Source organism: Novosphingobium jiangmenense (assembly GCF_015694345.1).
GTDB classification, from domain to species: Bacteria; Pseudomonadota; Alphaproteobacteria; order Sphingomonadales; family Sphingomonadaceae; genus Novosphingobium; species Novosphingobium jiangmenense.
The window spans coordinates 184,760-198,044 of sequence record NZ_JADQDC010000004.1; the positions used below are offsets into that span (position 1 = coordinate 184,760).

Genomic DNA, 13,285 nt, shown 5'->3' on the forward strand with positions numbered 1-13,285 from the left:
CGGGCATCTCGCATTTCACGTGAAACACTCTAGGCTTCCCTCACACATGGGGAAATCCGACATGCACCTGACCCGCCGCTCGCTCCTCGCCGGAGCCGCCGCCGCGACCGCCTCGCTCTCGATCTCGATCCGCGCGCAGGTCCTGCCGCCGCAAGGCTTCGCCACGCCCTCGGGCACCTTCCCGTTCGGCCCCGAGGTCTACCGCGAGCGCCGGGCGAAGTTGATGGCAACGCTAAAGGATGGCGTGGCGGTGATCCATGGGGCGGAGCGTGACCGGACCAGCGGGCCGGTGAGTCCGCCGTTCTACCAGTCCGGCGATTTCGCGTGGCTGACCGGGATTGTCGACGAACCCGGCGCCGTGCTGGTGCTGGCCCCGGCGGAGCGGACCTACCGGGAATTCCTGCTGCTCCCGTCGCGCGATGTCGAGACCGAGCGCTGGGATGTGGAGCGCTTGCCGCTGGGCTCGCTGATCGAACAACGCACGGGAATTCAGAGGGTTAGACGAACCTCAGGGCTGGATGGCCTCGTCACCCAACTCGCGGCGCGGAGCCGGACGCTGCACTTCATGGGCCCGATCACCAGCGCTTCGGCCCCGGTACCGCCCGCGATGGAACTCTATGGCCGGGTGATGAGCCATGTTCCGGGCTGCACGATGAAGGACCAGAGCGCGCTGCTGCCCGCCCTACGTACCGTCAAGGAACTGCGCGAGCTGGAGCTGATGCGCAAGGCGCTCGCCGCGACGCAGGCCGGCCAACTTGCCGCGATGAAGGCGGTGCGCCCGGGCATGACCGAGCGGCAGCTGACAGCCCTGCTCGAAGACGGCTTCCGGCAGGGCGGGGGCGAGGGGCTGTCCTACGATTCGATCGTGGCGACCGGCCGCAATGCCGCTTCGCTGCACTATGCCCACGGCAATGCGGTGATCGGCGCGCAGGATCTGGTGCTGATCGATGCGGCGGCCTCTGTCGGCACTTATGCCTGCGACATCACCCGCACCTTCCCGGCCTCTGGCAAGTTCACCGCGCAGCAGCGGGCCGACTATGAACTGGTCATGGCGGCGCAGGACGCGGCGGCCAAGCTTTTGAAACCCGGCGTGATTCACGAAGACATGACCGAGGCGGTCTATGCCCTGTTCCGCAAGGCCGGGCGCATTGACGAGTTCCCCCATGGCCTTGGCCACTTCGTCGGCCTCGATGTCCACGACGCGGGCGACTATGCCAAGCCGATCCCGGCGGGCGCGGTGATCACCATCGAGCCGGGGCTGTATAACCAGCAAGCCAATCAGGGCATCCGCATCGAGGACCTCTACCTCGTCACCGCCACCGGCTGCGAACGCCTGAGCACCGGCATCCCGCGCACGGTGGCGGAGATCGAGGCGTTCATGGGGCGGTAGGCCCCTCCGTCAGCGCTTCGCGCTGCCACCCCCCATTTGCACTTCGTGAAATGGGGAGGATTTTTCGGGCGTCAGCCCAAGCGCTTGGCCACAAGTTCCTGCAGGTTGGCTTCGGGGCGCGCGCCGTAGTGCGAGATCACTTCAGCGGCGCAGATGGCGCCGAGAGTGAGGCTTTCGGCGAGCGGTTTGTTGCGGACGTAGCCGTAGAGGAAGCCTGCGGCGAAGAGGTCGCCGGCGCCGGTGGTGTCGACGACCTTGTCGATCGGCTCGGCGGGGACGTGGGCGTGTTCGCCGTTGCTGATGGCGTGGGCGCCGTTTTCGCTGCGAGTGACGACGACAGTGGGGACCTTGGCGGCGAGCTGTTCGATCCCGGCGTGGAAGTCCTCGATGCCGGTCAGCGCGGCGAGTTCGTGTTCGTTGGCGAAGAGGATGTCGATCTGGCCATCATCGATCAGGGCGCGGAAATCGTCGCCGTGGCGGGAGATGACGAAGGCGTCGGACAGGGTGAAGGCGACCTTGCGCCCGGCGTTGCGGGCGGCGGCGATGGCGCGGCGCATGGCCTTGCGCGGCTCTTCCGGGTCCCACAGGTAGCCTTCGAGATAGAGCACGCTGGCCGAGGCGATCTGTGCGTCGTCCAGAGCCTCGGCCGGCAGGAACTGCGAGGCACCGAGGAAGGTGTTCATCGTGCGCTGGCCATCGGGCGAGACGAAGATCAGGCAGCGCGCCGTCGGCGGCTCGTCAGCGCGGACGGGCGTCTGGAAATCGATGCCGCCAGCGCGGATATCGTGGGCGAAGACTTCGCCGAGCTGATCGTCGGCGACCTGGCCGATGAACGCGCACTTTGCGCCCAGAGCAGCGAGGCCTGCCAGCGTGTTGGCCGCCGAGCCGCCCGAGATTTCGCGGGCCGGACCCATCGCGTCGTAGAGTTCGGTGGCGCGGGCCGTGTCGACCAGAGTCATGCCGCCCTTGGCGAGGCCGAGCCGTTCGATGTCCGCATCCTCGCAAGGGGCCATCACGTCGACGATGGCGTTGCCGATGGCGATGACGTCGTAAAGCGGTTCGGACATGCAGGGAGGCTCCGTGAATTCGGGAATGGCGCTGGCCTAGCCGCTATGCCGCGTTGCAGCAAGCCGGTGAACGCGCCGGTCCGATGGCGCAATGCGCCAATCCGCCAAGGGCCATGGTTGACGATGACCCGAGAGCGCGGCATCCCGCAGGCGTGACGCGCCTGAAGATCCTGTCCGTGCCCGCTCTGGCTCTCCTGCTCGCCTCGTGCGGTGGGGGAGGGGCGCCAACCGGCGGCAAGACCGCCGTCGTCCGGTCAGCGCCCAGCGCCCCGGTCCGCACGACGGTGCCGCGTCCGGCGCCGGTGGGCAAGCCGACCGCGCAAGTGCAGATGATCCCCGGGCTGGAGGGCGTGATCGGATCGGATGCGCTGCAGCTTGGCCGGGTGTTCGGCCCGCCCCGGCTCGACGTGATCGAGGACGATGCGCGCAAGCTGCAGTGGTCGGGCACGGCCTGCATCCTCGACGTCTACCTGTATCCCCCGGCGAATGGCGGGAAGCCGACCGCGACTTATGTCGATGCGCGGCGCGGGGATGGGCGCGACGTGGACCGGGCGGCCTGCGTGGCGGCGCTCAGGAAAGCTCCGTAACCGCGCAGGACGGGGCTGCGGGAATCGCGGCCCATGGCGCAAAGGCGGCGACGCCCTCGCGCGAGACATCGGCCAACGTATAGCGATCGAGCACGGCGAGGAAGGCTTCGAGCGCCTCGGCGAGGACGCTGCTGAGCGCGCAGTTTTCGCGCAGGGCGCAGGTCGCGCAGTCGGCGAGGCGCAGGCCTTTTTCGAGCTTGCGCACTGCTTCGCCGACGGTGATTTCGTCAGCCGGGCGGGCGAGGGCAATTCCGCCGCTGCGGCCGCGCTGCGATTGTGCCAGCCCTGCCTGCACCAGCCCTTGGGCGACCTTGGCGACGTGATGGTAGCTCAAGCCCTGCTCGGCCGAGAAGGCAGGCAGGCTCACTGCCGCACCATTGCGGGCGAGCACGATCAGCAGGCGCAGGCCGAAGTCGGTGTGCTGGGTCAATTGCATGACAGGAAGATCGTTTTTCCTCTTGCCTAAATCAAGCAGATAAAATACCGGTATTTTCAATACCTGATTGGAGATCCCCCATGCGCACTGCTTCCGAACATGCAAAGACCATCGTCAAGGCCACTGCTCCGGTGATCGAGAAGCACGGGGTGGACATCACCACCGCCATGTACAAGCGCCTGTTCCAGAACGAAGATGTGAAGGAAATGTTCGACGCCGCCGCGCAGGAAAGCGGCGAGCAGCCGCGCCGTCTGGCCAATGCGATCCTCGCCTACTCGAAGAACATCGACAAGCTCGAGAACCTCGGGCCGGCGGTGACGCGGATGGTGCAGCGCCATGTCGAGACCGGCGTGAAGGCCGAGCATTACCCCTATGTCGCCGAGGCGCTGCTCCCGGCGATTCGCGACGTGCTGGGTGCCGAAGTGGCCACCGACGAAGTGCTGGCGGCCTGGGGCGAGGCCTACTGGATGCTCGCCGATATCCTCATCGCCGCCGAAGCGGAAGCCTACGCCGCAGCAGCCTGACCCCCCAGATCGAGGGCTGTTGCTGCAACGAGCCCGCCTGCCGTGGATCCCCTCAAAAGCGGCAGGCGGGCTTTGTTGTTGTTGAACGGTCGTGCAGGATGCCCACCCCGCTCTGAACCTATACCCTCGTCATTCCCGCGCAGGCGGGAATCCAGCGACCAGCCATTGAACTGGATTCCCGCCTGCGCGGGAATGACGAAGTTGGGAGATGCTCAGGCAGCCCCGGCAGACGTAGGCAAGCGCGCCTATTCCGCCGCGAAGCTGATTTCGGCGTGGGCGCGCAGGCGGTCAACCAGGGCTTCGCCGAGGATCGCGCCGGGCGTGCCGATCACGCCGGGAGCCTTGGCCGAGAGCAGGGCGATGCCGGTTTCGGCGATCATCCGGCTGGTGGAGCCGTAGCCGGGATCGTATCGGCCCTTCACGCCATAGCGGATGGTCTGGCCGTCGGGCATTTCGCCGAGGAACAGGACGTCGTAGAAGCCGGTCTCGCGCTCTTCCTTCGACGGGCCTTCGCCGGGTTGCGGATCGTCGGGACGGCCGATCATCGGCGTCCTGGCCATGTGTTCGGCAATGGCCTTGCCCTGATCGCCGGGGCCGGTGAGCACCATCTCGTCATAGAAGAAGTCCGTGCCCCAGACATGGCCGAGCAGGGCGTTGGTGCGGTGGACGTTCTTGGTGTTGATCGCCGCCATGATGAACGGCGTTTCCCATGAGCCGAGCGCATCGTCGTGCTGGACCTTGTCGCCCGCAGGCTGTGCCGGGCCTTCGAAGCCGGGGGTGAGGCAGAAGCTGCTCTGCATCAGCGGTATAAGCGAGGGGTCCCGGCCCAAGGCGGCAAGCGTGGCCTTGAGGCTGGCGGCGGTGCCGCCTGAAGCGCCGCCCTTCATGCCGCGTACCCGGCCCTTGACGCGCGGGGCAGGGCGGCCGAACCGCGCAACCGCTTCCTTTTGCAGCATCAACACGCCGAGATCGAACGGGATCGAATCGAAGCCGCTCGAGAAGCAGATGCGCGCGCCGGTGCGCCTGGCTTCTTCGCCGTACTTGTCGATCATCTGGCGCATCCACACGGGTTCGCCGCACAAGTCGGCATAATCGGTGCCTGCGGCGATGCAGGCCGCCAGCAGCGGTTCGCCATAGAGCTGATAGGGGCCGACTGTGGTGACGACGACCTTGGCCTGTTCGACCATGGCCTTGAGGCTGGCGGGATCGGCGGCGTCGGCGACGATCAGAGGCGTATTCTTGGGCGCTTCGATCAGCGCGCGGATTTCGGCAAGCTTGGCAGCGGAGCGGCCCGCCATGGCCCAGCGCGGGCCTTCCTGTCCGTAATGCCGCGCCAGATATTCCGCGACCAGCCGCCCGGTAAACCCCGTCGCCCCATAGACGACCACGTCATAGGGCCTTTCCGACTTCTCCATCAGCCTCTCCGCCTGTTGTGTTTATGGGCGGCAGCTTGGCGAGTTCGGTGACGATTGCAACCGGATTTAAGCGGGGGATTAAGCCCCAGCGGTTCGTCATTCCCGCGCAGGCGGGAATCCAGATGACAGACCTTGCGCGCTGGATTCCCGCCTGCGCGGGAATGACGATTTGGGACCGGGCTTACAGCCTCGGCAGGGTGACGCCGCGCTGGCCCATGTATTTGCCGGCGCGATCGGCGTAGCTGACTTCGCACGGTTCGTTGCCCTGCAGGAACAGGAACTGGCAGGCGCCCTCGTTGGCATAGATCTTGGCGGGCAGCGGCGTGGTATTCGAGAATTCGAGCGTGACGTGGCCTTCCCAGCCGGGTTCGAGCGGGGTGACGTTCACGATGATGCCGCAGCGGGCATAAGTGCTCTTGCCGAGGCAGATCACCAGCACGTCGCGCGGCACGCGGAAGTATTCGACCGTGCGGGCGAGCGCGAAGGAATTGGGCGGGATCACGCAGACGTCGGTCTCGCGATCGACCAGGCTGGCGCCGTCGAAGTTCTTCGGGTCCACCACGGCGGAATCGACGTTGGTGAAGATCTTGAACTCGGGCGCGACGCGGGCGTCGTAGCCGTAGGACGAGAGGCCGTAGGAGATGCAGCCATCGCGACGCTGGTTCTCGACGAAGGGCTCGATCATGCCCTCGTTCAGCGCCTTTTCGCGGATCCACTTGTCGGAAAGAATGGCCAAGTCAGGCTCCCAATATAGGTTCAGGCGAGATTGGCGGGGCCGAAGGCGTTGGGCAAGAGCACCGAGAGGCGCATTTCCACGGTTTCGTGCGCGCCGACGCAGATCACCAGCGGATCGGTGCCACCGAGCGCGGCGAGTTCGTTCAGCACCTGGCGGCAGCGGCCGCACGGGCTGATCGCCGCTTCGACCGCTCCGCCCATGCCGCCGAGCACCGCCACGGCGACCAAGCCGCCGCGCCGTCCGGCGTGGGAGGCGATCGAGGCGGCGACGGTCTCGGCGCAGAGCGAGAGGCCGTAGCTGGCGTTTTCGAAGTTCGCGCCCGTGACGATCGCGCCGTCATCGAACAGCAGCGCCGCGCCGACGTGGAAGCCGGAGTAGGGGGCGTAAGCCGTGTCCATCGCGCGGCGGGCGGCGGCGATCAGGTCTTCGCGGGAATTGGCCAGAACGTCGGTCACACCAGAATCCTCACGATTGCACCACGACCCAATGCAGCGGCTTCGTACTGGCATCCAGCCGCAAGCGGTCGGTGGCGGTCCACATTACCCACGGCCTGCCGGCATAACTCGGCGCGAGGAAATCCTGCGCCAACCAGATGTTGCGATCAATCCGCGCGGCGAGGTGGTATTCCTTCTCGAGGCTGCGCGAAACCATCAGGATCACCGGCTTTTCGGCGTGCTTTTCCACCTGGTTGAGGAACGTGGTCAGCTCGCTCTGCATCTGCGCTTCGCCGGGGACCTGCGGACAGGTGCGCGAATCGATGTCGAGACGGATCGCCGGCGGCAGCAGGTCCTTGTCGCGCGGGACCACGGTGACGAAGTTTGCCGCCTGCGCATCGGCGGGCGCGCAGAGGTCATAGACGTGAAGCGCGCCGACCTGCATGCCCCGTTCGCGCGCGGCTATGACTCCATCGGCAAAGGCGGTGTCGCGGGTCGACGTGCCTTCGCTGGCCGTGAGGTAGGCGAAATCCGCACCGGCAGCGCGCAGCAGGCGCCAGTCGATCGGACCATCGTCGTCGCTGAGCCAGACGCCTTGCACAGCGTAATCGCGGCGGTCGGGCATCCACGTGCGTGCCTTCCACCATGCCACGCCGCTCGCGATCAGCACTACGAGCAGCAGGACGCCGAGAATGCGCCTTCGCGCCGCGCCGGGGCGGCCAGTATTCCGTTTTTTCGGCATTGTGAGAGTCGTGCGCCCCGAGTCTGTTCTCAGCCCCTGATATGCAGCACGCAGATCAGGGTAAAGAGGCGGCGGGCCGTGGGAAAGTCCGTATCGATCTTGCCTTCGAGCCGTTCGAGCAGGGTATCGGCGGCATCGTTGTGGATGCCGCGCCGGGCCATGTCGATCGTCTCGATCTCGGACGCGGTGGCCTTCCGGATCGCCTGATAGTAGCTGTCGCAGATCGCGAAATATTCGCGGATCGGGCGGCGGAAGCGGCCGAGGCCGAGGATGATCGTTTCGAGCGGGGTGCCGGCATCGTCGGCAATGGCGAGGACCAGCCGTCCGTCGTCGACCGAGAGCTTGAGGCGATAGGGCCCGGTATGCCCGGCCTCGAACGCGCGCAGCGGCTTGAAGGTGTTTTCCTCGATCAGGTCGAAGATCGCGATGCGCCGCTCCTGCTCGATATCGGCGTTGCGCCAGATGATCGTCGCTTCGTCCAGCTCGATATGGGAGATGCGCGGGTCTGCCATCAGGGCTTCATGTGTTGCAGACGCGTCGGGCTCGGGCAAGGGTTTTGACCGCGTGCTCCCCGCTATCCACAGGGCAGGTCCATTGCCGGATCGGGCTGGTTCGGGCACTATGCCGCCATGTCCGCCAGCGAAGCCATCCTCACCCGCGAACCATCGGAAATCCGCGCCCTGCCCTCCAACGTCGAGGCGGAAGCGGCCTTTCTGGGGGCGGTGCTGATCGACAATCGCATCCTGGAAGAGCTGCAGACCCCGCTGAAATCAGAGCATTTCTTTGCCGCCGTCCATGGCCGGGTGTTCGAACGCATCCAAGCCCTGATCGATCGCAAGGCGGTGGTCACCCCGGTGATGCTCAAGCCCTATTTCGAAAGCGACGAGGGGCTGAAGGAGCTGGGTGGCGTTGCCTATCTGGCGCGACTGACGTCCGACGGGCAGGGCCTGCTCAACCCGCGCGAGCTGGCCGAGCAGATCTATGACCTCGCCCTGCTGCGGGAGTTGATCTCGGTCGGGCGCAATCTTGTCGAAGGCGCGCTGGATACCAGCGATTCGGTGGCGCCGCTCGAGCAGGTGGAGAAGGCCGAAGCCGCGCTCTATGCCGTGGCCGAAGGCGCGCAGACCGGCAGCGAGGCGCAGAGCTTTGCGCAGGCGACGCGCGCGTCGCTGGAAATGATCGAGAAGGCGCTGCTTTCGGGCGGCCATATCTCGGGCAAGACAACCGGCCTGACCTCGGTCAACGAGAAGATCGGTGGCCTCCACGATTCGGACCTTATCATCCTTGCCGGACGCCCCGGCATGGGCAAGACCTCGCTCGTCACCAACATCGCCTTCAACGCGGCCGACCGGCTGCGGCGCGACATGGCCGACGGCATCACGCTCAAGGACTCGGTGGGGGCAGGGGTCGCCTTCTTCAGCCTCGAAATGAGTGCCGACCAGCTGGCCACGCGTATTCTGGCCGAGCAGTCGGGCATCAGTTCCGAAGCGCTGCGCATGGGCCGCATCAGCCGCGAGGACTTCCAGCAGCTTTCGTTCGCCAGCCAGCGCCTTGCCGAACTGCCGCTCTATATCGACGATACCCCGGCGCTGACGATCGGCTCGTTGCGCGCTCGCGCCCGCCGCCTGAAGCGCCGTCACGACATCGGCCTGATCATCGTCGACTACCTGCAGCTGCTGCAGGGATCGGGCCGCAGCGACAACCGCGTGAACGAAATCTCGGAGATTTCGCGTGGGTTGAAGACCTTGGCCAAGGAACTCTCGGTCCCGGTGATCGCGCTGTCGCAGCTTTCGCGTGCGGTGGAACAGCGCGACGACAAGCGCCCGATGCTTTCGGACCTGCGCGAATCGGGCTCGATCGAACAGGACGCCGACATGGTCTGGTTCGTGTTCCGCGAAGACTACTACGTCGCTGCCAAGGAGCCGAAGCAGCCGCAGGGCAACGACGATCCCAAGGTGCAGGAAGCCCATGCCGCGTGGCAGGCGGAAATGGAGCGCGTCTATGGCCTCGCCGAACTGATCGTCGCCAAGCAGCGCCACGGCTCCACCGGCAAGGTCCGCCTGCGCTTCGAATCGCGCATCACCCGGTTCAGCGATCTCGCACCGGACGACCTGCGCGCCGCTTATGCGAGCGACGACGAGTAACTGATTTTGAGGGAAGCCTTATGCAGAGCGATGAGTACCGCCAAGCGCAAGTGGCTATGGCTGGACTGAAGGCAGCGATTGTGAGCCTACTTGAACGCCAATCAGGTGAAATGACCAATGCACAAATTGGTCGTACGCTCGGAATCTACGGAGGACATGAAGGTCACGTCGGCCACATCTCCAGAACTCTCCTTGCCATGCTCGAACAAGAAGGTGTGGTAGAGCAGAACGAATCTAGCAAGGGATGGACGATAAGGCGCCACGGCTAAAGCCCTGTGCGAATCCTTGACTTTTCCACACCCCCGGCCTAGCTGCCGTCCTTTCCGTATCCTTTGATTGATTGGAGTGCCTGATGGCGCGCGTTACCGTCGAAGATTGCGTCGACAAGGTCCCCAACCGTTTCGATCTCGTCCTGCTGGCTGCCGAGCGCGCACGCGCCATCTCGGGCGGCGCCGAACTCACCGTTGATCGTGACCGCGACAAGAACCCGGTCGTCGCCCTGCGCGAGATCGCCGAAGAGACAGTGCGTCCTGCCGTGCTCAAGGAAAACGTCATCCAGTCGCTGCAGCGCGTGCTGCCTGACGACGACGATGAAGTCGATGAAATCGGCTCGCTGTCGCAGTCGGCCGAAGCGCTGCGCATCACCGCCGCAGCACCGGTGCGCAACACCTCTCTGGGTGCTGACTACGACGGTTGATTTCTTTTAGAGATCAATGGCTTAGAAAAAGCCCGCAGTTCACGCTGCGGGCTTTTTTCATGCCTCTCTCCCAATCGTCGTTGCGAGCGGAGCGAAGCAATCCAGGGCGGCTCTGCGCAAGCTCTGGATAGTTTCGTCGATTGCTCTCCTCGCAATGACGAAGGAGAGTCAGGTGTTCTCCAGCCGCTCGGCCATGAGCTGCCAGACCTTGTTGATCGCTTTCAACGGGCGGACCATGACCTTGAAGTCGACGATGCGGCCTTCGAGGTCGAAGCGGATCAGGTCGATGCCGTTGACCTTGATCCCGTCCATCTCGCACTCGAATTCAAGGCAGGCTTCGGGTCCGTCGACCAGTTCGCGCACATAGCGGAAGGTGCCGTTGCCGAAGACGTGGCCCGCTGCGGAAAGGTACATCAGCACCTTCTCGCGGCCCTCCTGTGGGGTGTGGACAACGGGGGAGTGGAACACGGCATCGTCCGCGACGAGTTCGTCGAGCAGCGCGATGTCGCCGCTGACCATGTACCGGTGCCAGGCTGCGAGGCCGAGTTTCATGTGCTTCTCCCGTTGTTCTGTTTATCGGTAGGGCAGGTGCGCGGCGCCGGCATTGATCCGGCGCAACGCAGGTGCATCAGCCCCCGATCTTCAACCGAGGTGCTGTGCGAAGAAATCGCGGGTGCGACGATCGGCGAGGGCCGCGCCGTCCTCATCACGGCGACTGCCCATCTCGGCGGCAAAGCCGTGATCGAGACCTTCGTAATCGTGCAGCGTCACCTTCGGGTGCGGGTCGAGGCCGTCGTGAATCGCCTTCTGCGCTTCGGGGCCGACGAAGTGGTCGGCGGTGGGAATGTGCAGCATCAGCGGATTGGCGATTGCGTGCGATTCGTTCAGCATCTGGTCGATCATCACGCCGTAGTAGCCGACCGAGGCATCGATATCGGTGCGGGCCGCAGCCATGTAGGCCATGCGACCGCCCAGGCAGAAGCCGACGAGGCCGACCTTGTCGATGCCTTCGTAGCCGCGCAGGAAGCGGATCGCCGCTTCGATATCCTTGACGCCCTTGTCCGCGTCGTACTGGCCGAAGTAGCCGAAGGCCTCCTGCATCTGCTCGGGCACGTCGGGATCCAGCTCGACGCCGGGAGCGAAGCGCCAGAAGATGTCGGGCGCCAGCGCCATGTAACCCTGATCGGCCCAGGCTTCGCACTTGTGGCGGATGCCGGGGTTCACGCCGAAGATCTCGGGAATGACGATGATCGCGGCGCGGATCGGCCCTTCGGGCGTGGCGAGATAGCCGGGGATTTCGCCTTCGCCATCGAGCGCTGCAAACGTGATCTTTTCACCCATTGTCGTTCATCCTGCGATTCAAAGGTCTTGGTCGGAAACCATGTTGGCCCCGGAGGTGGACTTTGCCAAGCGTGCATGACAGTCTTCGCTGACAAGCGGATGCCGGGAAGGGACGCACATGAAGGTTACCGTCGAAGTCGATTGCACCCCAGAGGAAGCCCGCCGGTTCCTCGGCCTCCCCGATGTTTCCAAGGCTAACGACGTTTATGTCGAGAGTGTCGCCAAGGCGATGCAGGGGGCGGGCAGCCTCGACCAGTTGCAGAGCTTCGCCAAGCAGGTCGCGCCGATGGGCGAGATCGGGCTGAAGCTGTTCCAGAACTTCATGGAGCAGGGCGGTCTTGGCGCGATGACGGGAACGAGTTCGAAGAAGTCCAAGGACTGACGTTTCACGTGGAACAGTGTAGGGCGGGGCGGTGACCGATACCATCTTCGCCCTTTCCTCCGGCCCGCCACCTGCGGGCATTGCCGTTATCCGCATCTCCGGGCCCCAGGCTGGTGCTGCGCTGAGCGCACTTACGAGCAAGCTACCCACGCAGCGCTGTGCCACCTTGGCGACGCTGGCCGATCCGGTCGACGGCACGCACCTCGACCGGACAATGGTGCTGTGGTTGCCCGGTCCGGGAACGGCGACGGGCGAGGACAGCGCAGAGCTACACCTCCATGGCGGCCGCGCGGTTGTTGCTGCAGTCGAGGCCGCGCTTGAGCGACTGCCCGGTTTGCGCCGCGCGCAGGCGGGGGAGTTCACCCGTCGGGCCTTTGCCAACGGACGGATTGATCTGGCCGAAGCGGAGGGGTTGGCCGACCTGCTTTCGGCGGAGACCGAACTGCAGCGGCGCGTTGCCCTAACCATGGCAGAGGGAGCGCTCTCGCGCGAGGTGGAGGCTTGGCGCAATGAACTGCTTCGGGTCTCGGCGAAGCTGGAAGCGGCGCTCGACTTCTCGGACGAAGATGACGTGGGCGAGGGGGAAGCGGCGCTTCCGGCAGGCTTTGCCGGCGAGTGCCTCGCCTTGGCCGGACGGATCGGCATTTGGCTTGACCGGCCGCGTGCCGAGCCGCTGAAGGAAGGCTTCCGCGTCGTACTGGCAGGGCCGCCGAATGCGGGGAAGTCGACGCTGTTCAACGCTCTGGTCGAGCAGGAAGCGGCGATCACGGCAGCGGAGCCAGGCACGACGCGCGATGTTCTGACCTTTGCGGCGTCGCTCGATGGGGTGCCGTTCACATTCGTGGACACCGCCGGTCTGCGCGATGAAGGTGCGGGAGAAATCGAACGCATCGGTATCGCGCGGGCGCGGGCTGCTGCGGAGAAGGCCGACCTGATCCTGTGGCTAGGGCCAGAGGGAGAAGGGCCGGATGGGCGGACGCTGTGGGAAGTTTCTGCGCGCGCCGATGATCAGACCGCTGCCCGGAAGTCGGGCGAAGCTCTGGTTGTCTCTGCGCGGACAGGCGAAGGGATGGTGGCTCTGCGCTCAGCTCTGGTCGACCATGCCCGCCGTGCCCTGCCGGCGCCGGGAGACGCAGCACTCAATCAGCGCCAGCATGAGCGCCTGAGCGAAGTTGCCGAAGCACTCCGCTTTGCGGCTGCGGAGCGCGATGGTCTGCTGGCGGCGGAGAACCTTCGTCTGGCACGGCGGGCGCTGGATGCGCTGGTTGGCCGCACCGGGACCGAGGATATGCTCGATGCGCTGTTCGGGCGATTCTGCATCGGCAAGTAGGCGTTTCACGTGAAACACCACGCCTGAAACTTTGACGCGAATCTCCAAGTCGCGTATCGC

At 65.3% G+C, this 13,285-nt stretch carries 17 protein-coding genes; 8 read left to right on the forward strand and 9 right to left on the reverse strand.

Annotated elements, in window-relative coordinates; translation table 11 throughout:
* The first annotated feature begins 61 nt into the window (after positions 1 to 61).
* Positions 62 to 1,390, forward strand: coding sequence for an aminopeptidase P family protein (locus I2488_RS07860; RefSeq protein WP_196275249.1), 1,329 nt, complete (start codon positions 62 to 64; stop codon positions 1,388 to 1,390).
* A gap of 71 nt (positions 1,391 to 1,461) precedes the next feature.
* On the opposite strand, the gene I2488_RS07865 is transcribed toward I2488_RS07860, so the two are convergent.
* Positions 1,462 to 2,457, reverse strand: a complete 996-nt coding sequence (locus tag I2488_RS07865) for an adenosine kinase (protein ID WP_196275250.1) — start codon at positions 2,455 to 2,457, stop codon at positions 1,462 to 1,464.
* 113 nt (positions 2,458 to 2,570) lie between these two features.
* Between I2488_RS07865 and I2488_RS07870 the strand changes: the two genes are divergently transcribed.
* Positions 2,571 to 3,044, forward strand: coding sequence for a hypothetical protein (locus I2488_RS07870; RefSeq protein ID WP_246465554.1), 474 nt, complete (start codon positions 2,571 to 2,573; stop codon positions 3,042 to 3,044).
* On the opposite strand, the gene I2488_RS07875 is transcribed toward I2488_RS07870, so the two are convergent.
* Complete coding sequence (locus I2488_RS07875; protein WP_196275251.1) at positions 3,028 to 3,480, reverse strand: RrF2 family transcriptional regulator; 453 nt, start codon at positions 3,478 to 3,480, stop codon at positions 3,028 to 3,030. The two genes, I2488_RS07870 and I2488_RS07875, sit on opposite strands and share 17 nt — an antisense overlap.
* 80 nt (positions 3,481 to 3,560) lie before the next feature.
* Between I2488_RS07875 and I2488_RS07880 the strand changes: the two genes are divergently transcribed.
* Positions 3,561 to 4,004, forward strand: a complete 444-nt coding sequence (locus I2488_RS07880) for a globin domain-containing protein (RefSeq protein WP_196275252.1) — start codon at positions 3,561 to 3,563, stop codon at positions 4,002 to 4,004.
* A gap of 245 nt (positions 4,005 to 4,249) precedes the next feature.
* On the opposite strand, the gene I2488_RS07885 is transcribed toward I2488_RS07880, so the two are convergent.
* The 5 genes from I2488_RS07885 to I2488_RS07905 form a co-directional block, all read right to left on the reverse strand.
* The gene (locus I2488_RS07885; protein ID WP_196275253.1) at positions 4,250 to 5,419 is read right to left on the reverse strand and encodes a saccharopine dehydrogenase family protein; all 1,170 of its coding nucleotides are present in this window, start codon (positions 5,417 to 5,419) and stop codon (positions 4,250 to 4,252) included.
* Positions 5,420 to 5,600: 181 nt separating this feature from the next.
* Positions 5,601 to 6,155, reverse strand: a complete 555-nt coding sequence (dcd, locus tag I2488_RS07890) for a dCTP deaminase (RefSeq protein ID WP_196275254.1) — start codon at positions 6,153 to 6,155, stop codon at positions 5,601 to 5,603.
* A gap of 20 nt (positions 6,156 to 6,175) precedes the next feature.
* Complete coding sequence (locus tag I2488_RS07895) at positions 6,176 to 6,610, reverse strand: cytidine deaminase (protein ID WP_343071011.1); 435 nt, start codon at positions 6,608 to 6,610, stop codon at positions 6,176 to 6,178.
* A gap of 10 nt (positions 6,611 to 6,620) precedes the next feature.
* On the reverse strand, positions 6,621 to 7,331 hold the full coding sequence (locus tag I2488_RS07900) for a glycoside hydrolase family 25 protein (RefSeq protein ID WP_196275256.1): 711 nt from the start codon (positions 7,329 to 7,331) through the stop codon (positions 6,621 to 6,623).
* Between the two features lie 29 nt (positions 7,332 to 7,360).
* Positions 7,361 to 7,843: a UPF0262 family protein gene (locus I2488_RS07905; RefSeq protein ID WP_118072789.1), complete on the reverse strand. Its 483-nt coding sequence runs from the start codon at positions 7,841 to 7,843 to the stop codon at positions 7,361 to 7,363.
* Between the two features lie 117 nt (positions 7,844 to 7,960).
* On the opposite strand from I2488_RS07905, the gene I2488_RS07910 reads away from it, so the two are divergent.
* The 3 genes from I2488_RS07910 to rpoZ all read left to right on the forward strand — a co-directional run bounded on the left by I2488_RS07910 (position 7,961) and on the right by rpoZ (position 10,172).
* A complete protein-coding gene (locus I2488_RS07910; RefSeq protein ID WP_196275257.1) occupies positions 7,961 to 9,475 on the forward strand; it encodes a replicative DNA helicase in 1,515 nt (504 codons plus the stop codon).
* 20 nt (positions 9,476 to 9,495) lie between these two features.
* Positions 9,496 to 9,744 (forward strand): hypothetical protein, encoded by a 249-nt coding sequence (locus I2488_RS07915; protein ID WP_196275258.1) that lies wholly within the window; start codon positions 9,496 to 9,498, stop codon positions 9,742 to 9,744.
* A gap of 83 nt (positions 9,745 to 9,827) precedes the next feature.
* Entirely contained in the window at positions 9,828 to 10,172 is a 345-nt protein-coding gene (gene rpoZ, locus I2488_RS07920) for a DNA-directed RNA polymerase subunit omega (protein WP_039333165.1), read from the forward strand.
* A 168-nt stretch (positions 10,173 to 10,340) separates the two neighbouring features.
* On the opposite strand, the gene I2488_RS07925 is transcribed toward rpoZ, so the two are convergent.
* Together I2488_RS07925 and I2488_RS07930 are read right to left on the reverse strand one after the other, a co-directional pair.
* The gene (locus I2488_RS07925) at positions 10,341 to 10,724 is read right to left on the reverse strand and encodes a nuclear transport factor 2 family protein (RefSeq protein ID WP_196275259.1); all 384 of its coding nucleotides are present in this window, start codon (positions 10,722 to 10,724) and stop codon (positions 10,341 to 10,343) included.
* Positions 10,725 to 10,814: 90 nt separating this feature from the next.
* Complete coding sequence (locus I2488_RS07930) at positions 10,815 to 11,513, reverse strand: dienelactone hydrolase family protein (protein WP_196275260.1); 699 nt, start codon at positions 11,511 to 11,513, stop codon at positions 10,815 to 10,817.
* Positions 11,514 to 11,631: 118 nt separating this feature from the next.
* On the opposite strand from I2488_RS07930, the gene I2488_RS07935 reads away from it, so the two are divergent.
* Together I2488_RS07935 and mnmE are read left to right on the forward strand one after the other, a co-directional pair.
* Positions 11,632 to 11,895 (forward strand): DUF6489 family protein, encoded by a 264-nt coding sequence (locus I2488_RS07935; protein WP_196275261.1) that lies wholly within the window; start codon positions 11,632 to 11,634, stop codon positions 11,893 to 11,895.
* A 31-nt stretch (positions 11,896 to 11,926) separates the two neighbouring features.
* The gene (gene mnmE / locus I2488_RS07940; protein ID WP_196275262.1) at positions 11,927 to 13,225 is read left to right on the forward strand and encodes a tRNA uridine-5-carboxymethylaminomethyl(34) synthesis GTPase MnmE; all 1,299 of its coding nucleotides are present in this window, start codon (positions 11,927 to 11,929) and stop codon (positions 13,223 to 13,225) included.
* Positions 13,226 to 13,285 lie beyond the last annotated feature (60 nt).